Source organism: Streptomyces radicis (assembly GCF_003626575.1).
Classification (GTDB): domain Bacteria; phylum Actinomycetota; class Actinomycetes; order Streptomycetales; family Streptomycetaceae; genus Streptomyces; species Streptomyces radicis.
In genome coordinates this window covers 160,233-177,945 of record NZ_RBDY01000005.1, presented here as the reverse complement: position 1 = coordinate 177,945, position 17,713 = coordinate 160,233, and the positions used below count along the sequence as shown (strand labels likewise).

The following is a 17,713-nucleotide window of genomic DNA, read 5'->3' as shown; positions in this document are numbered from 1 at the left end:
CCAGCAAGGGACTTCCCATGACCACCGCCTCCTCGCCCCCGTCCGTGCTGTTCGTGTGCGTCCACAACGCCGGGCGCTCGCAGATGGCCGCCGCCTTCCTCACCCATCTCGGCAGGGACCGCGTCGAGGTCCGCTCGGCCGGATCCGCCCCCGCCGACGCCGTCAACCCCGCCGTCGTGGCGGCCATGGCCGAGGTCGGCGTCGACATCTCCGCCGAGACCCCCAAGGTGCTGACCACCGAGGCGGTGCGGGCGTCCGACGTGGTGATCACCATGGGCTGCGGCGACGCCTGCCCCGTCTTCCCCGGCAAGCGCTACCTCGACTGGCCGCTCGACGACCCGGCGGGGCAGGGCGTCGAGGCCGTGCGCCCGATCCGCGACGCGATCGAACGCCGCGTCCGCGACCTGCTCGACGAGCTGCTCACCACGTGAACGCCCGCGCGCGCCCCGCCTTACGGGACGGGCGTCACATGGAGCTCGGGCGGGGACGGGGAGGGCGGGGTCTCCAGGACCGGGACCGGCTTGCCGCCCGGGTCGCCGTGGCGGTCCGTCGTGAAGTGCAGGGTGCCGCTCGCGGCCTCCACCGCGTTGCCCAGGTTCAGCAGGAACAGCGCGTCGCCCACGCGCCCGCTGGTCATCGGCGCCTCGGGGTCCTGCGCGTGGCTGACCCTGATGGCGCGGACGGCCGTCGCCAGCGCGTCGTGGTTGGCCACGGCATAGCCGTCCTCGAGCGCGGCGGGCACGTCGTCGGCGTACGGGACATGGGTGTCGTACTGCTCGAAGAAGCCGCGGAAGCCGGGGGGCGCGCCCGCGGCGTCGACGTTCCGCGCCCACTCGGGGTCCATCGCGGACGCCTGCACGACGGTGATGTTGTTCTCGGCCAGGCGCTGCTCCTGCCCCGCGTCGACGACGGGCCCGGTCTCCACGAACAGCACCGCGATCGGCTCGTCCCGGCACGCGCGATTGTGCAGGGACTCGGTGAACGCGTGGAGGTCACCGGTGCGCCCCGCGAAGAGCACCATGTCGGCCTCCGTGTGGCAGACGTTGAGCACCGCCGCGTCGAACAGCGCGGCCGGGGTGTCCGGTGCCACCGTGGTGCCCTGGAACGGCTGGTCCGGGTTGGCGCCGAGCTCGTCGGCCATCAGCTCGCGGAACGCCTCGGTCAGGGTGGCCACATGCAGGTCGGGCGCGTTCCGGTCGTAGACGAGGATGGCCTCGTCCAGGCCCTCGCGGCCGCGCACGTACTGGCGCAGGGCCGTGACGAAGTCGGTGTTGCTCGCGGTGACGCGGACCAGCCCGGGGACGGTCTCGGAGTTGAGCCCGTCCGCGCTGGCCGACGAGGAGATGACCGGGATGCCGTGGTCCGCCAGCCGCTGGGCGGCGGCCCTGCTGTCCTCGGTGCTGATCGACAGGCCGACCACCGCGACGAGGGGCGCGCTGTCGTCGGCCATCGACACCAGCCCGTCCACGGCCGGGCCCCACTGCTCGTGGCGGCTGCCCGCGTTGGCCAGGTGCAGCTGGATCTGCGGGGCGGGATCGCCGAGTTGACGGGTCTGGTTGGCGCGCATCTGGGCGGTGTACGCGCCCTCCAACGCGTGCAGCACGCGCCGCGGCGCCTGCGGCCCCGTGTCATCCGGGGTCAGGGTGGCGAGCAGGCCCACCTTCACCGAGGCGTCCCCCTGCTCGACGACCCGGTCGTTCTCCTCCTTGATCAGCCGCTGGACCTCCCTGAACTCCTCCGCCAGGTCCGCCTCCCCGGAGGGCACGAAGGCAAAAGAGCCGTCGGTGACCCCCAGGCACTCGCCGCCGCGCTCGGTCAGATCGGACCGGTCGCAGTCGAGCCGGTCCGGCAGCCAGAGCGCCACCACCGCGACGAGCAGCGCGCCGACCGTTCCCGCGGCCACCAGGCGCTGTCCGGTCCCGTGGCGCGGCGGGTTCTTGAAGCCGGGGACCACGGCCGCGGTGGAAGAGGCAGGGCCCTGTCCCCGGACATCGATGTCCGATGTCCACCACTGCTTCTCCTCGTCGTAAACGGTGACGGTCCGCTGCACGGCCACCAGGCCGTCGGACGACCGGAGGTCCAGGAGGTTCAACGTGGTGGTGATCCGGGAGTAGAGGTACTCCCGTGAGACGCCGCACAGCGGGTCGCCGACGATCCGCAGGGCCGCGAGGAGGTCCACCACATGCGTCGCCGTGGCGTCGAGCGAGGCGGTCCGCGCCTCGTCCACGCAGGCGTGGAACAGGGCGTAGGGGTCCATGAGCTGCCGCTCCGCGGGGCCGAGGGGCGCCTGTGCCGTGCTGTGCACCAGGTCGAGCCACTCCTGTCCCGTCATCGTCGGCAGCAGCGCGGCCAGCTCGGACGCCACCCCGGCCAGGTCGTCCATGGCCAGCCGGTGGTACAACTCCCCGGCCTTGTCGTCGCGTTCGACGCAGAAGCCGCGCAGCCGCTCGTGCACGGTCGCCCAGTCCGCCGGGCGGCCGGGCCCCGGCGCGGCCAGCCGGTGCAGCAGCAGCCGCCGCAGCACGGCGGCCCCGGCCTCGCCCTCGGTCGCCCAGGGGGCCGCGCGCCTCACCTCGTCGCCCCACGCCGCGTCCACCAGGTCCGACTGGTGGCTGAGCCACAGCCCGCCGGTCTCGTCCCGCGCGGCGGCGCAGGTGGCGAAGGCGGCGGTCATGGACCCCGGGCCCGGCAGCAGCCGGGAGAGCAGCCACTCCCCGGCGGTCCGGGCTGCCGCGGGGGCGGCCCCCTCGTCGGCGGGCGCGGTCCGCGCGAGCAACTGCCCCACGCCGTCGGCCGGATGGGGCGGGCGCGCCGCCACCTTGGCCAGCACACCGGCCGCCTCCGGATGCCCGGCGGTGAACTCGTGCACGAGCCGCGCCAGCCGCCGGTCCACGCGACCGCGACTCGACACGTCGTCCATCAGCCGCTGGATGTCGGCCCTCGTCAGATCCGGCAGCGGGTAGCGGAGCCACGCCGGATGCGCGGCGTCCCGCGGGCGGGAGCCGCCGAGCGCCTCCTCGAACTCCGCCACCGTCCCTTCGGACATCTCAGGGAGGGGCCCACGCCCCGTGGTGACCACGGTCAACGGCTCGGCGCGGTCGGCGGGGCCGAGCGGCGGGCGGGCCCCGAGCAGGCGGCGCAGAAAGGCCCGGCCCGCCGGGGTGTCGACGTTGTCCAGCAGGAGTAACGGCGTGTTGAGCCCGCGCACCCGCCGCGGGCAGTCCCGCAGATCGGCCAGGAACGCCTCGCAGAGCAGATCGGCCACCCGGCCCCTCGCCTCCGCTCCGCGCGATCCCGTCGGATTCTGCCGCGCCTCCCATGCCCAGGTGTTCAGCTCGACCAGGGTGTCCACCGCCGCGCCGGTCAACCCCCGGTCGCGGTGCCCGAACCACCGTCGCGAGCGCCTGGTGAACCTGAAGCCCGTCAGGACGCTGAGCGCGTTGAGCGACAGCAGCAGCGTGGCGGGGAAGAACGTCAGCTGGAGCTGCGGCGGCTGCCCCCCGTGGTCGCTCAGGAACCCCTGGGGCCAACGTCCTCCGCGTCGCTGCCTCAGCAGCCGTTCCACCGCCTCGCGGGCCTGCTCGAAGTGGAGCGGGCCGAGAGGCTGCTCCATCACGAGCAGCCCGATGAGCAGCCGGTGGAAGCGGAGCCGCCCGTATCGCGGCCTGTACTGCTCGAGCTGTCCGGCCAGCGCGGTGAGCGTGTGCGGGATGTCGTCGTGGCGCGCCTCCGCGAAGTCGACGCGCCCATACGGCACATGCTGGTCGCAAAGGGCGGCGAGGTCCTCGAGGAGCTGCGTCTTGCCGCTGCCGTGCCTGCCCTCGAAGAACGCCAGGGGGCGGCGCTGTCCCGGCGGCAGCGGATACGACGGCCCCACCAGCGTGTGTATCCCCTGGATGGCCACCAGCCGTTCGAAGACCCGTTCCGTCGCTCCCGCCATGTGATCCCCCCGCTGCCCGAAGGCACGCCCCGAACGGTGTTCCCCTCACTGTGGTGGGACACCTGCCCGCCCACGGACGCGCGACCACTTCTGTCGCAGGATCGTGACATGTCAACTCGACATCGGCGCGGGCCCGTTGGGGGTCGGTCCCGGCGCGCCGGGCTCCGTCTCACGGGGTGAGGATCGCGCGCCCGCGGATGCGGCCCGCGGCGAGGTCGTCCAGGGCGTCCTGGAAGCGTTCGAGCGGGTAGGTGGTGGTGTGCAGGCGCACGCGTCCCCGCGCGGCCAGGACCATCAGCTCGCACAGGTCGTTGTAGGAGCCGACGAGGCTGCCGATGAACGAGATCTCGCTCGAGATGATGTCGATGGTCGGGACGTCGATGTTCTCCCCGTAGCCGACGACGTGGTACTCGCCCGCGCGGCGCAGCATGCCGACACCGTCCCTGGTCGCGCCGCCCTCGCCGACGAAGTCGATGACCGTCTCGGCCCCCTGACCACCGGTCAGCTCGCGCACCGCGTCGACCTGGCCGCCGTCGGCGACGACACCGTGGTCGGCCCCGATCGAGACGGCGAGCTTCACCGCGTCGGGGTTGCGGTCGACCACGACGAGCTCGGCCGCCGTGATCGCCTTCAGCACCTGCACGCCGATGTGCCCGAGCCCGCCCGCGCCGATCACGACGCAGCGGTCGCCGGGCCTGAGGCTCCTGGCCGCCTTCGCCGCGGCGTGATACGCGGTCAGGCCCGCGTCGGCGAGCGCGGCCACGTCGGCGGGTTCGAGGGAGTCGTCGATCCTGACCACGCTGCGGGCGGACGTCCTGAGGTACTCCGCGTAACCGCCCGCGGTGTCGATGCCGGGGAAGAGGGACTGCTCGCAGTGCACATCGTCGCCGAACCGGCAGGCCCGGCAGAGGCCGCAGGTGATCAGCGGATGCACGATCACCTTGTCGCCCTCGGCGACATGGGTGACGGCGTCGCCGACGGCGTGCACCCAGCCCGCGTTCTCGTGCCCGATCGTGTAGGGCAGCGTCACCCCCGACTTCTCGGCCCACTGGCCCTCGAGAATGTGGATGTCGGTACGGCACACGCCCGCCCCACCGATCCTGACGATCACGTCGTACGGGGCTGTGACCTTCGGGGCGGGCACGTCCGTCATCCGGAGCGGCTCGCCGTAGCCGACGACCTGGACTGCCTTCATGCGGGTTTCACCTCTGCTGTCGTGCGGAGCTTCGAAGAGCCGGTGGGGCCGGTGGGGTCGGTGGATCCGGTGCGGTCGGTGCCGTGGGGGCGGGGCGACTGGTCCGCGGCGGACCCGGGATAGCGGGTGCGCAGCAGGCCGCGGCAGAAGTGCGCGTTGCCGTCGATCGAGATCCGGACCGAACGGGCGAAGCGCAGGCGGAGGGGGATCTCCTGGCCTGGATACGGATGCCCTTGGTCGTCCACGAGCACCTCGGCCGCCGGGGCGACGCTCAGCCCGAGGGACTCACGTCGCCGCCGAAGCGCCCGCGTCGCCGGTGTCTCGGGGAGATCGGCCAGGGTGACGCCGTGGAGTCCCGCCTCGGTCAGGTCCGGTCTCGCCCTGAGCAGGGCGGTCAGCGCGCGTTCCATCGCCGCGGCGTGCGCCTTGCGGCGGAAGGTCAGGCGCAGCGCGTCGAGATCCTCGTCCGCCTCCTCGCCGAACGTCCCGCGATAGCCCGCGTCCGCGGCCAGGCCGCGGTTGATCAGCTCGGAGTCGTGGTGGTCGTCGAGCAGCACCACGACGCCGCGGGCGCCTGGCAGCGCCGCCAGCGCGTCCTTGGCGTCGGACGCCATCAGATACGCGAAGTTCGGTGCGCAGAACGACGTCGGGAGCCTGAGGTGCACGGTCAGCACGCCGTCGGTGGCCACGGCGACGGAGCGGACGAAGCCGAGGTCGGTGATCGGCTCGTCGAGCTCCGGGTCGAGGACGTCGTCGAGCGCCGCGAGCGCCGCGCGTTCCCGCGCCGCGCGCGCCGCTTGCTCGGGCGGGGGGTCGGCGGGCATGTCAGGCCCCCGCGGGCTCGGGGACGCCGAGACCGGCCGGCACGTCGATGTCGTACATGGCCGCGGCGTTCAGCCCGAGGATCTTCTTCTTCTGCGCCACGGTGATCGGCGGGTACTCGTCCCGCATGTCCTCGGGGATCTGGAAGTCGACGAATCGCTCGATCAGCCACTTCGGCGTCCACAGCGCGTAGTCACTGGAGAATTGGATCCGGTCCTCGTCGAGCCAGTACAGCAGCTCGCCGATGATCTGCGCGAAGTACCGCGGCCTGGTGTGGATGAACGGCATGGCGACGGCGAGCCCCGCGTGCACGTTGGGCTCCTGCGTCGCGATCCAGCAGAAGTCCTCGAGCCGGGGCAGGCCGCAGTGCTCGACGACGAAGTTCAGGCCGGTGAAGTCCGTCGCCGCCTTGTCGACGTCCGAGACGTCGAACGCGTCCCGGTCGAGCGGCCGGATCGTCGGCCCCTTGTGGACGTGGATGTTCGTGATCCCGAGCTCCTGGCAGGCCTCGAGATAGCGGTAGGCCCACGGGTCGTCCAGCTTGTATCCACGGGAGGCGCCCTGCCACTCGGCGGTGTACAGCTTCACGCCCTTGAGCTGGAAGCGCTCCGCGTCACGCCGGAGTTGGTCGAGCCCTTCCCGCTCGAAGCGGGGGTCCCAGTGGTGGTTGTAGGTCAGCTTGTCGGGATGCCGCTGAGCGAGGCCGAACGCCTCCTCGGTCTGCCCGAAGCCGCGGCGGTAGAACGCCCCGAGCCTGGCGGGCTGGAAAATGGCGTGATCGACGTGTCCATCGACGAAGAGGTCCTTCAGCAGACGCTCACCGCCGTAGTAGAGGTAGTCCTCGTAGGGCCACAGCTCCGACTCCGGGCTCAGGTTGCGGTGGTAGTCGTAGAAGCAGTCGATGAACTGCCTGCCATGGATGTTGAGCTGGTTCTCGGGGCGGGCGTCCCAGAGCGCGATGTGCGCGTCCACGATGAAGTAGTCTTCGCCGTCCTTCGTATACATGCGTATTCCTCGATTCCCCGCGTCGATTCGCCGCGTCGATTCCCCGCCTCAGGAGAACTGGATGCCGCCGTCGATCATGACCGACTGGCCCGTCATGTAATCGGAGTCGGGCGACGCCAGATAGGAGACGAAGGAAGCCACGTCCGCGGGCTCTTCGACCCGGCCGAGGGCGATCGACTCCGCGTACTTCTTGATGGCCTTGCCCTTGTCGAGCCCTTCGGCCTCCGCCAGCTTCTCGTCGATCAGCTCCCACATGGCGGTGCCGACGATTCCCGGGCAGTACGCGTTGACGGTGATGCCGTGCCGCGCCCACTCCAGGGCCGCGGCCTGCGTCAGGCCGCGAACGCCCCACTTGGACGCGGAGTACGGGCCGAGCAGCGCGAAGGGCCGGTACGCGACGATCGAGGCGGCGCCGATGATCTTGCCGCCGGTTCCCTGGGCGATCATCTGCCGCGCCGCGGCCTGGTAGGAGAGGAAGACGCCGCGCAGGTTCACGGCCATGACCTGCTCGAACTCCTCGAGCCCGGTGTCGAGCAGCGCGGTGACCCTGGCTATTCCGGCGTTCGCCACGAAGACGTCCACATGGCCGAAGTGCTCGGCCACCTCCCGCACGAGGGCGTCGGTCTGTTCCTTGCTGGTCACGTCGGTGTCCACGGCGAGAGCCCGGCGCCCCGTCTTCTCGATGGCGGCCGCCACCTCGTCCAACTCCTGACGCATCCCCGGCAGGTCGGCGACGGCGACATCGAGGCCGTCCCGCGCCAACCGCTCCGCGATGCCGCGGCCGATGCCGCGGGCCGCTCCGGTGACGATGGCGGTACGGGCTGCGTTGCTGGCGGAATTCATGGGGCGCTCCTCGGCTCGGTTCTGCTCCGTCGCAGCGGCCGTCCCGCGAGGGCGGCCTGCCGTGCCCCTCAGTGTGGGGCGGTGGGGCGGCGGCGACTTTTTCAATGTGGAACACGGACACGCGTGGCCACCGCTTCGGCGGGCCGCCGATTTTCGTTGCCGTTGCCGGAGATCTTGCGCTCACGCACAACGTTCGTAATATGACGGAAACCGTCCCCGGGAGGCGTCATGCCGATGGAGAGCGAAGCGCAAGGGCGCACCATCGCGCGGGCGCGCCTGAAGTTCCTCGAGGGCTCGGAGCCACCGACGCCGGTCGTGCCCGAGAGCGTCCGCGACTCATGGAAGCGCTCCAAGCTCCTGGGAATCGGCATCGACGAAGTGGTCGTGCCCTACCGGCCCGACTACGACCGGGAGAGTCACCTGATGCGCGCGGCGGCGCCCGTTCTCGACCGGCTTGAGCAGACGTTGGCGGGTTCGGATGTCTGCGTGATCGTGACCGACCGGAAAGGCTGGGTGCGTGATCGCCGCGTGGGGGAGGCGCGGCTGATGGCCCACCTGGACCGTGTCCATCTGGCGCCGGGCTTCAGCTACGCCGAGCAGTTCGTCGGCACCAACGGCATCGGGGTCGCCCTCGAGGAGCGCAGGTCCTCCGTGGTGCTGGGCGCCGAGCACTTCAACGAGCGCTTGCAGAAGGTCTCGTGCGCCGCCTCACCCATCCGCGATCCGATCAGCGGGCGGGTGGCCGGCACGATGAACCTGACCTGCTGGAACGGCCCGGCGAGCTCCTTGATGGCCGCCTTGGCGCAGGAGTCGGCCGACGACATCGAGCGGGTGATGTACGAGATCAGCACGTCGTACGAGCGCGCCCTGCTCGAGGCCTTCCGGCAGGCGACGCACTACGGCGACCGGCCCGTGCTCTGCATCGGCGATGACCTGCTGCTCGCCAACGCCGCCGCCGCGGAGCGGCTCACCGGCGACGACCACCGGCTGCTGCGCGAGGCCTCCGCCGAGCTCGGCCACGCGCCGCGCACCCGCAGGAGGGTGCGGCTGACCGGCGGCACGTCCGCGCTGGTGCGCTGCCGTCGGGTGGACAGCCGGGCGGGCGTGGCCGGATACCTGCTCGACCTGGTCTTCGACGACGGGCCACCGGCGGAGGCGTCCACCGGGGCGGCCGGTACGCGCTCCTCCGGCGGACCCGGTGCCGCCGCCGACGCCGGGCCCCGCGCGCTGCCGGGCCTGGCCGGGGCCGATCCCGCGTGGAACACCGCCTCACGGACCGCGGTGCGCTGCGCCCGCGAGCGGGTGCCGCTGCTGATCTACGGCGAGGCGGGGACGGGCAAGTCCGCGCTGGCCCGCGCCGCCCACGCGTTCACCGGCGCGGCATCGGCTCCCGCGGTCCTCGACGCCGCGGACCCGCGGTACCGCGCCGAGGCCCTGGGCTCCGGCGGCGACTCGGGGCCCGACGCCCTGCCGGACGCCCTGCGCGCCGCGCCCGCGGGCCCCGGGCGGGCTCTGGTGCTGCGGCACCTCGACGCCGTGGCCCCCGCGCAGGCGTCGGCCGTCGCCGAGGCACTGACCGCCGCGGCGGCGCGCGGGACCTGGATCGTGGGGACACTCGGCCCGGCTCCCGAGGTCCCTGACTCCCTGCTGCGCCGCTTCGTCGAGGCGGTCACGGTGCCGCCCCTGCGGCACCGCCTCGCCGACCTGCCCGCACTGGCCGAGTGTCTGCTCCGGCGTACCGGAGCGGGCGTGGAGTGCTCCCCCGACGTGCTGCCCCTGCTGCGCCGCCAGAACTGGCCGGGCAACGTCGGCCAGTTGGAGTCCGTGCTGCGCAAGGCCGCCGCGGGCCGCCGCACATACCGCGTCGAGCCCCGCGACCTGCCTCCTTCGCTGCACACCGTCGGACACCGCTCCCTGAGCGCGTGGGAGACCGCGGAGCGCGACACCCTGGTCGAAGCCCTGCTTGACGCGGGCGGCAACAAGCTGCTCGCGGCGCAGCGGCTCGGCATCTCCCGGACGACGATCTACCGCAAGATGCGGGCCTACGGCATCACGCTGCCCACGCCCCGCTGAGTCGGCCGCCGCTCAACCACCGTGCAGAGCCGCCCCGTTGAGCCCCCGTTCAGGATCGAGGCATTTTCTGTATGTCGCCGGAAGCGGGCCGTTTTCGGCCAGGAACCCATGAACGGTGAGCTGTTCCCGCGGGAGCGGGGCGTGGTCGTGGAGGGGGCGGTGCACCTGCCGGGGTGGCTCTCGGGCGCGCGGCAGCGGGAGTTGCTCGACGCGTGCCGGGAGTGGGCCAGGCCGCCCGCCGGGCTGCGGACCGTGCGGACGCGCAACGGCGTCATGTCCGTGCGGCAGCTCTCCCTCGGCTGGCACTGGTACCCCTACGGCTACGCCAGGACCGTGGTGGACGGGGGCGGGGAGCCGGTCAAGCCGTTCCCCGCGTGGCTGGGGGAGTGGGCCCGGCGGGCCGCCGCCGACGCCGGGCTCCCGCACGAGCCGACGGCCGGGGCGGCGGCCGGGGCGGCGGACGAGGGCGGCGATGACCCGTTCGACATCGCGCTCGTCAACTTCTACGACGCCACCGCCCGCATGGGCATGCACCGCGACAGCGACGAGCGTTCCCCCGCGCCCGTCGTCTCGTTCAGCCTCGGCGACACCTGCGTCTTCCGGTTCGGCACGGCCGAGGGGCGCGGGCGGCCGTGGACCGATGTCGAGCTGCGCAGCGGCGACGCGTTCGTCTTCGGCGGCCCCGCCCGCCTCGCCCACCACGGCGTCCCGCGCACCCGCCCCGGCACCGCGCCCCCGGCGCTCGGGCTGACCGGGCGGGTCAACGTCACCGTCCGCGCGTCAGGTCTGGGCCCCGGCGGATTCACTCCATAGGAGCTGGCGAAGGGTGGCGATTGCCCGGACCTGGCCCGTTCGGCCGAGGGCCCGGCCCTAGCGTGGTGGCACACCCCCACCCCCGCGCGAAGGAGCCCCGAGACCCCCATGTCGCACCGCCCCCGCCTCATCGGACCGGTGACCCTCGCCGTGCTGCCCGCCGCGCTGGTGGCCGCCATCGCCGCCGCGACCGCCCTTCTGCGGGACGGCGAGGCCCCGCCCGTCGGGGCGGGACTGCTGACCGCGGCCGTGCTCGCCGGGGCCGTCGCCGCGGCGGGCGCCCAGGCCAGGCGGGGAGCCGCCCGGCTGGCCCTGCTGCGCCGCAGGGCCGCCAGGGGCCGCGTCGAACTCCAGGCGCTGCTCGGCAAGGTGGAGCGCGGCGAACGCGTCGGGCCGCCCGACGGCCCACCGCCCGCGGAGCCCACCGACGACCCGCTCGACCGGCTGCGCCACGAGATCGACGCCACCAGGTACGCCGCCGAGTCCGCCGTCTCCCGGGCCGCCGCGGCGGGCGGCGCGGGCGGCGACGCGCGCGTCGAGGTCTTCGTCCACCTCGCCCGCCGCATGCAGACGTCGGTCCACCGCCAGATCGAGTACCTCGACGAGCTGAGAGACGAGGTGAAGGGCGAGGTGAGGGGCGAGGCGAGGGGCGCGCTCGACGACCCCGACGTGGCCACGGGGCTCTCCCGGGTCGACCGCCTCGCGACCCGGCTGCGCCGCCACGCCGAGAACCTCGCCGTGCTCGGCGGCGCCGTCCCCCGCCGCAGGGACGGCCGCCAGGTGAGCGTCGCCGAGGTGCTGCGCCGCGCCGCCGCCGAGGTCGAACACGACGCGCGCGTCCAGCTCGCGACGCCCTTCGACGGCGCGGTGCGCGGCGACTCCGCCGCCGACGTCGTCCACCTGCTCGCCGAACTCATCGAGAACGCCACCCAGTTCTCCGCCCCCGCGACCCAGGTCGCGCTGCGCGCCAGGCGCGTGCCCGCGGGCGTCGCCGTCGAGGTCGATGACCGGGGCCTCGGCATGACGGCCGCCGAGCAGAAGCGGATGAACGCCGTGCTCGCCGGGGCCGACAGGGGCGATGCCACCGAGCTCCTCGACGAAGGCCACGTCGGCCTGTTCGTCGTCTCCACGCTCGCCGCGCGCCACGGCATCGGCGTCCGCCTCGGCGGCAACGTCTACGGCGGCGTCCAGGCCGTCGCGCTGCTCCCGCACACGGTGCTCGACGAGGGCGCGCCCGCGGAGTCACACGCCCCCACGTGCCCCGTCACCACCCCGATCGGCCGGGCCTGAGCGATCGGTTGGCCCTGAGTGATCAGTCGGCGCCGACGGGCGCCTCGTCGAGGCCGAAGAACGCGATCGCCATGCCCGCCATCCCCGGCGAGAGCAGCCCGTGGTCCGTGCCCCTCATGGCGATCGCCTCCACCGGCGCCCGCTCGCCCGAGCCGCCGTACCGGTAGCGTTCCCAGTCGTCCCGCGGCCGGTCCGTCCGCTCCGGTATCCGGCTCACGCCCAGCACATCGGTCCACTGCCTGATCTCCTGCACGAAGTTGGGGTACCGCAGCACCTCGTCGTCCGTGCCGTGCCACAGCTGCATCCGCGGCCGTTCGCCCTCGTACCCGGGGAACGCCTCCCGCACCCGCTCGCCCCACGCGGGCGCCGTCGCCTCGACCCGGCCCTGCGCGCAGTCGGCGTTCCACCCCGAGCCGTCCGTCGTCGCGAAGCAGCCGAACGGCACACCGGCGAACGCCGCCCCCGCCCTGAACACATCCGGGTAGACGCCGAGCAGCACATTGGTCAGCATGGCGCCCGACGAGAGGCCCGTGACGAACACCCGCCCCGGATCGGCCCCATGGACCCGCTCGACATACGCCACCATCGCCCGCACCCCGGCCGGGTCGCTGCCCCCGCCGCGCCGCAGCGCCTGCGGCGACGACACGTCGAAGCAGCGGCTCTCGCGCGTGACGGAGGGGTAGACCACGAGGAAGCCGTGCAGGTCGGCCAGCGAGGCGAACTCGCTGCCCAGGTGGAACGCGGGCCCCGAGCCGCCGCAGTAGTGCGCGGCCACCAGCACCGCGGGCCGCTCGGGCAGCCGCTCGGGCACATACAGGTACATGCGCAGTCCGCTGGGGTTCGCGCCGAAGGCCTTCACCTCCACCAGCGCCGCGGCCGACGCCGGGGGAGCGGTCACGAACACGCCCGCGAGCAGCGGGAGGATGCCGCAGAACACCGTGGCGAGCAGCGTTCGCGCGCGCCGTCGGGGGCTGAGGGTCATGGGGCGTCACTTTCCGCCCGTGGGCGGGCGGGCCCCGGGGCGCGTGGAACGGGCCGAGGGGCGACGGCGCCCGGCTCGGCGGGAGAACGGTGGAGAAGGGGAGGGCGGAGCAGCCGGAGCGGCAGCGGCGTCCCGGGGAACGCCCGCGCGCACCGGGCCCGTTGACAAGGATCAGCACGGGCGTCGACCCCCATTGTCACCCGGGCGCCACGGCCCCCGCCAGGGGGGTCCGCGTCACACCGGCGCCGCGCCGCGCGCCCCTTCCGCGCCCCCCGCGGACCGTGCTCGGATGGGCCCCATGAACGTTGGCCCCGAGAACGTCGGCCCCTTGAACGGAGAACGACGGCGGCCCCTGCGGGTGATCGGCATGCTCAGCGGCACCTCGTACGACGCGGTCGACGCCGCCGTCGCCGAGCTGGCCATCGACGGCGACGCCGTCGTGCTGCGCCCGCGGGGCCTGCACACCGAGCCCTACCCCGCGCCGCTGCGCGACGCGCTGGCCGCGTGCCTGCCGCCCGCGGCCACCACCCTGGAGGCGGTGTGCCGTCTGGACACCGAGCTCGGCCGGTTCTTCGGCGCGGTCGCCGCCCGCGCGAACGCCGCCCTCGCCGAGGGGCGCGCCGACCTCGTGGTCTCCCACGGCCAGACCGTCTACCACTGGGTGACCGGCGCCCGCGCCAGGGGAACGCTCCAACTCGGCGCCGCCGCCTGGATCGCCGAGGCCACCGGGCTGCCCGTGGTCTCCGACCTGCGCACCCGCGACATCGCGCGCGGCGGCCACGGCGCGCCCCTGGCCGCCCTGCTCGACGCCCTGCTCGTGCTGGGCCCGCACCCGGACGCCGACCCGCACCCCGAAGCCGACCCGGAACGCCCCGCGCGCGGCGCGCTCAACCTCGGCGGCATCGCCAACATCACCGCCCGCGGCGCCCGCGGCGACGTGCTGGCATACGACCTCGGCCCGGCCAACGCCCTCATCGACGCCGCCGTCACCGCGGCCACCGGGGGCGCGGAGCGCATGGACGCCGGAGGGGCGCGCGCGGCGCGCGGCCGGGTGGACCGCGCCCTGCTGGCCGACCTGCTCGCCGAGCCCTACTACCGGCTTCCGCCGCCCAAGTCCACGGGCAAGGAGCTGTTCCACGCCGCCTACCTGCGCGAACGCGTCGAGGGCCGCGGGCATGCGCCGACCGCGGACGACCTGGTCGCCACCCTCACCGAGCTCACCGCCGAGCTCGTGGCGGGCGCCTGCCGCGCACACGGGCTCAGCGAGCTGGTCGTCTCGGGCGGGGGCGTGAGCAACCCCGCGCTCATGGCCAGGATCCGCGCCCGCGCCGCGCCCACGCGCGTCACGGGCGCCGAGGAGTACGGGCTGCCCGCGCAGGCCAAGGAGGCGTACCTGTTCGCGCTGCTCGGCTTCCTCACCGTCAACGGCCTTGCTGGCAACGTCCCTTCGGCCACCGGCGCCTCGGGCCCCGCGGTGCTCGGCTCGCTCACCCCCGGCGCGGGCCCGCTGCGGCTGCCCGAGCCGCGAGCGGGCGCCGCTCCCCGCCGCCTGGTGGTCGAGCCCGTGGCTCAGACCGCCTCGGGCAGCCGCTCCGGCGGCCCTGGCCGCGCGTAGAACCAGCCCTGCGCCGAGTCGCACCCCAGGTCGCGCAGCTGCTCGGCCTGGGCCGAGGTCTCCACGCCCTCGACCGTCACCGAGAGCTGGAGCGTGTGGGCCAGCGAGACGATGCCCTCCACGATCTTGAGGTCGATCGGATCGGCCGGGTCGCGCTGGAGCCCCTGGGTGAAGGAACGGTCCAGCTTGAGGGTGCTCGCGGGCAGCCTGCGCAGGTTCGCGAGGTTGGAGTAGCCGGTGCCGAAGTCGTCGAGCGCGATGCCCACGCCCAGGTCGGCCAGCTCGCGCAGCGGCCGCAGCTCGTTCTCGTCGGCGCTGATCATCGCCGTCTCGGTGACCTTGAGGCACAGCGAGCTCGGCGGCAGTCCCGCCTCCTCGAGCACCGCGACCGTGTCCTCCACCAGCTCGGGGTGGTGCAGCTGACGCGGCGAGAGGTTGACGTTCACCTTGAGGGGCCTCGGACCCCCTATCCCGCGCACCTGCCACTGGCACGCCTGCCGCACGGCCTCCTGGAGCACCCAGCGGCCCAGCGGCACGATCAGGCCCGTGTGCTCGGCCAGCGGGATGAAACGGTCGGGCCCGAGCACCCCGTGCCTGGGGTGGCTCCAGCGCACCAGCGCCTCGGCGCCCTCCAGGCTGCCGTCCTCCATCTTGACCAGCGGCTGGTACTCGATGAAGAACTCAGCACCCTTCAACGCCGCGGGCAGATGGTGCGTCAGATGGTGCCGCGAGATGGCCCGCGCGTCGGAGTCGGGGTCGGCGACCGCGTAACGGTTGCCGCCCTCGGCCTTCGCCCGGTACATCGTGATGTCCGCGCTGCGCAGCACCTCGGCCGACGTCAGGTGCGCGGTCGGGCCCTCGACGATGCCGATGCTCGCTCGTACCAGCAGCTCCCTGCCGCCCACCTCGATCGGCGTCGACAGCGCCTCGAGGGCCCGCTCCGCCAGGTCCGTCACCGCGTCGGGCGTCGGCGGGTCGAGCATGAGCGCCACGAACTCGTCGCCGCCGATGCGGGCCAGCATCTGCCCAGGGCCCGAGGCGATCGTGCCGAGCCGCTCCGCGACCCCGATCAGCAGCTGGTCGCCGACGGCGTGGCCGAGGCTGTCGTTGACCGCCTTGAAGCCGTCGAGGTCCAGGTAGCACAGCCCGACCCTGGTGGGCGCCGAGTTGGACGAGAGGGCCTGCTCGAGGCGTTCGAAGAACAGCGAGCGGTTGGGCAGGTCGGTCAGCGCGTCGTGCGTGGCCTGGTAGCGCAGCCGCAGGTTGAGCAGGCGGCGCTCCGAGACGTCCTCGATCATCGCCAGCATGTAGCGCGGCTCGCCCTCGGCGTCGCGCAGCAGCGAGACCGTGAGATTGGTCCACAGGACCGTGCCGTCCGTGCGGCTGTACGGCTTCTCCATGTGGTAGTGCTCGCGCTCACCGCGCATCAGCTCCCGCTGGAGCCGCCACACCTCGGGCGTGTCCTCGGGGTGTGTCCACTCCAGGATGTTGCGGCTGCGGATGTGCGGCTCGGAGCGGCCGAGCATGCGCGCGAGCGCGTCGTTGACGTCGAGGACCCTGCCGTCCATGTCCGCGATGCTGATGCCGAGCGCCGCGTCCTTGAAGACCGCGCGGAAGCGCGTCTCGCTCACGTGCAGCGCGTCCGCCATCTCCTGCTGCGCGGTCAACGCGGCCAGCGAGACCGCCTCCTGCTCGCTGCGCGTGCGCTCCTGGAGGGCCCGCGCGAACCCCGCCGAGATGGCGTGCTGGAGCCGGGCGCAGCGGGCGCGGGCCTCGTCGGCCGACAGCTCGGCCGGGTCGAGGCAGTACAGCAGCAGATACGAGTCGACCACGCCGAGGACGGCGGGCAGCGCGTCGGGCGCCGTGCAGTGCGCCGCGACCAGCGCCTCCCCGACCGCCCGGCCCGGCGCGGGGTCGAACCGCGGGGCGCGCAGCGCGTCGGTCAGCACCCTGGCCTGCCGCAGCAGCAGGCCCTCGAACTCGTCCTTCGTCATGGATGTCGCCGTGGCGGGGTAGACCGCGCGGCACCAGATCGTCGCGAAGCGGCGCACCCCGTCGGGGGGCTCCCCGCCACCGCGCGCGTCGGGCCGGTCCGCGGCACCCGAAGACTTGGCTCTCACGCTGTGCGCCCTACTCCCGCGAAACCGCTGTACACGATGGGGTCATCGACGTCGACGGGCCCCTCGGGGCGCCAGTCGGGCAGCGTGACCACGCCGGGCTCCGCGAGCTCGAAGCCGTCGAAGAAGCGCGCGATCTCCGCGCTCGTGCGCATCACGAACGTGGAGCCGCCCCTGCGGTATATGTCGCTGACGTCGTCGCCCTGCGCGGTCGTCGCGGGGCCCCGCTCGACGGAGGCGTGGGAGAGGACCAGGACGCTGCCCGGCGCGAGCGCGTCGCGGAACTCCGCCACCCGCTCGTACGGCTTGTCGTCCTCGTCCATGAAGTGCAGCAGTGAGACGAGCAGCAGGGCCACCGGGCGGTTCAGGTCGATGAGGTCCTCGACCTGCCTGCTGGCCAGGATGGCGGCCGGCTCGCGGAAGTCCCCCGCCACGACGCCCACCCGGTCGTCCCCCGCCACCACGGCCTTGCTGTGGGCGACGGCCACCGGGTCGTTGTCGACGTAGACCACACGCGCCTCGGGGCTGGCCTCCCTGGCGACCTCGTGGACATTGCCGAACGTGGGGATTCCCGAGCCGATGTCGAGGAACTGCGTGACGCCCTCGGCCACCGCGTGGCGCACCGCGCGCCGCATGAAGGCACGATTCGCCTGCACGATCTTGGGCAGCCCGGGAAACGCCTCGATGACCTTGCGCGCCGCGACGCGATCCGCTTCGAAGTTGTGCGAGCCACCGAGGTAGTAGTCGTACATCCGCGAGACACTCGGCACGGACAGATCGATGCCGTGCGGCGCCCAGGCGGGTCGTTCCATCGACGTCTCCAATGTCCCCAGCATATGCGCGATTTGGTCCAGGCGGTCGAGACTACTGACCCGGCGCCAGATCAGGGAAGGAAACGGAGGATCAACATCCGCCCGCGGCGGCGTTACCTGTCCTTCTGTCCCGGATTGGGGGACGGCCCCGAGGGCGTCATCCGGCCAAACACCTGGCCGATATGACGGCGCGGGACCGGCCTGGC

General features: G+C 73.3%; 13 protein-coding genes. 5 read left to right on the top strand and 8 right to left on the bottom strand.

Annotated elements, in window-relative coordinates:
* The first annotated feature begins 17 nt into the window (after positions 1–17).
* Positions 18–431, top strand: coding sequence for an arsenate reductase ArsC (locus tag D7318_RS10180; protein ID WP_120696581.1), 414 nt, complete (start codon positions 18–20; stop codon positions 429–431).
* A gap of 20 nt (positions 432–451) precedes the next feature.
* Here the strand turns inward: D7318_RS10180 and D7318_RS10175 are convergent, their stop codons facing one another.
* From D7318_RS10175 to D7318_RS10155, 5 genes are all read right to left on the bottom strand, one after another.
* Positions 452–3,940: an ABC transporter substrate-binding protein gene (locus D7318_RS10175; protein ID WP_120696580.1), complete on the bottom strand. Its 3,489-nt coding sequence runs from the start codon at positions 3,938–3,940 to the stop codon at positions 452–454.
* 169 nt (positions 3,941–4,109) lie between these two features.
* Positions 4,110–5,135: an NAD(P)-dependent alcohol dehydrogenase gene (locus D7318_RS10170; RefSeq protein WP_120696579.1), complete on the bottom strand. Its 1,026-nt coding sequence runs from the start codon at positions 5,133–5,135 to the stop codon at positions 4,110–4,112.
* Positions 5,132–5,959 (bottom strand): iron-sulfur cluster assembly protein, encoded by an 828-nt coding sequence (locus tag D7318_RS10165; protein WP_120696578.1) that lies wholly within the window; start codon positions 5,957–5,959, stop codon positions 5,132–5,134. Before D7318_RS10165 ends, D7318_RS10170 begins: the two co-directional genes overlap by 4 nt.
* A 1-nt stretch (position 5,960) precedes the next feature.
* A complete protein-coding gene (locus D7318_RS10160) occupies positions 5,961–6,962 on the bottom strand; it encodes an amidohydrolase family protein (RefSeq protein WP_120696577.1) in 1,002 nt (333 codons plus the stop codon).
* Positions 6,963–7,010: 48 nt separating this feature from the next.
* Entirely contained in the window at positions 7,011–7,805 is a 795-nt protein-coding gene (locus D7318_RS10155) for an acetoin reductase (protein ID WP_120696576.1), read from the bottom strand.
* Positions 7,806–8,039: 234 nt separating this feature from the next.
* Here D7318_RS10155 and D7318_RS10150 point away from each other — a divergent pair, with 234 nt between their 5' ends.
* From D7318_RS10150 to D7318_RS10140, 3 genes are all read left to right on the top strand, one after another.
* On the top strand, positions 8,040–9,878 hold the full coding sequence (locus tag D7318_RS10150) for a sigma-54-dependent Fis family transcriptional regulator (protein ID WP_230423596.1): 1,839 nt from the start codon (positions 8,040–8,042) through the stop codon (positions 9,876–9,878).
* Positions 9,879–9,986: 108 nt separating this feature from the next.
* The gene (locus D7318_RS10145; RefSeq protein ID WP_120696574.1) at positions 9,987–10,691 is read left to right on the top strand and encodes an alpha-ketoglutarate-dependent dioxygenase AlkB family protein; all 705 of its coding nucleotides are present in this window, start codon (positions 9,987–9,989) and stop codon (positions 10,689–10,691) included.
* Between the two features lie 108 nt (positions 10,692–10,799).
* Positions 10,800–11,981 (top strand): sensor histidine kinase, encoded by a 1,182-nt coding sequence (locus D7318_RS10140; RefSeq protein ID WP_120696573.1) that lies wholly within the window; start codon positions 10,800–10,802, stop codon positions 11,979–11,981.
* 22 nt (positions 11,982–12,003) lie between these two features.
* Here the strand turns inward: D7318_RS10140 and D7318_RS10135 are convergent, their stop codons facing one another.
* Complete coding sequence (locus D7318_RS10135) at positions 12,004–12,963, bottom strand: extracellular catalytic domain type 1 short-chain-length polyhydroxyalkanoate depolymerase (RefSeq protein ID WP_120696572.1); 960 nt, start codon at positions 12,961–12,963, stop codon at positions 12,004–12,006.
* A 352-nt stretch (positions 12,964–13,315) separates the two neighbouring features.
* Between D7318_RS10135 and D7318_RS10130 the strand changes: the two genes are divergently transcribed.
* On the top strand, positions 13,316–14,578 hold the full coding sequence (locus tag D7318_RS10130; RefSeq protein ID WP_220729609.1) for an anhydro-N-acetylmuramic acid kinase: 1,263 nt from the start codon (positions 13,316–13,318) through the stop codon (positions 14,576–14,578).
* Here the strand turns inward: D7318_RS10130 and D7318_RS10125 are convergent.
* On the bottom strand, positions 14,533–16,698 hold the full coding sequence (locus D7318_RS10125) for a putative bifunctional diguanylate cyclase/phosphodiesterase (protein WP_120696571.1): 2,166 nt from the start codon (positions 16,696–16,698) through the stop codon (positions 14,533–14,535). The two genes, D7318_RS10130 and D7318_RS10125, sit on opposite strands and share 46 nt — an antisense overlap.
* Complete coding sequence (locus D7318_RS10120) at positions 16,695–17,507, bottom strand: SAM-dependent methyltransferase (protein WP_120696570.1); 813 nt, start codon at positions 17,505–17,507, stop codon at positions 16,695–16,697. Before D7318_RS10120 ends, D7318_RS10125 begins: the two co-directional genes overlap by 4 nt.
* Positions 17,508–17,713 lie beyond the last annotated feature (206 nt).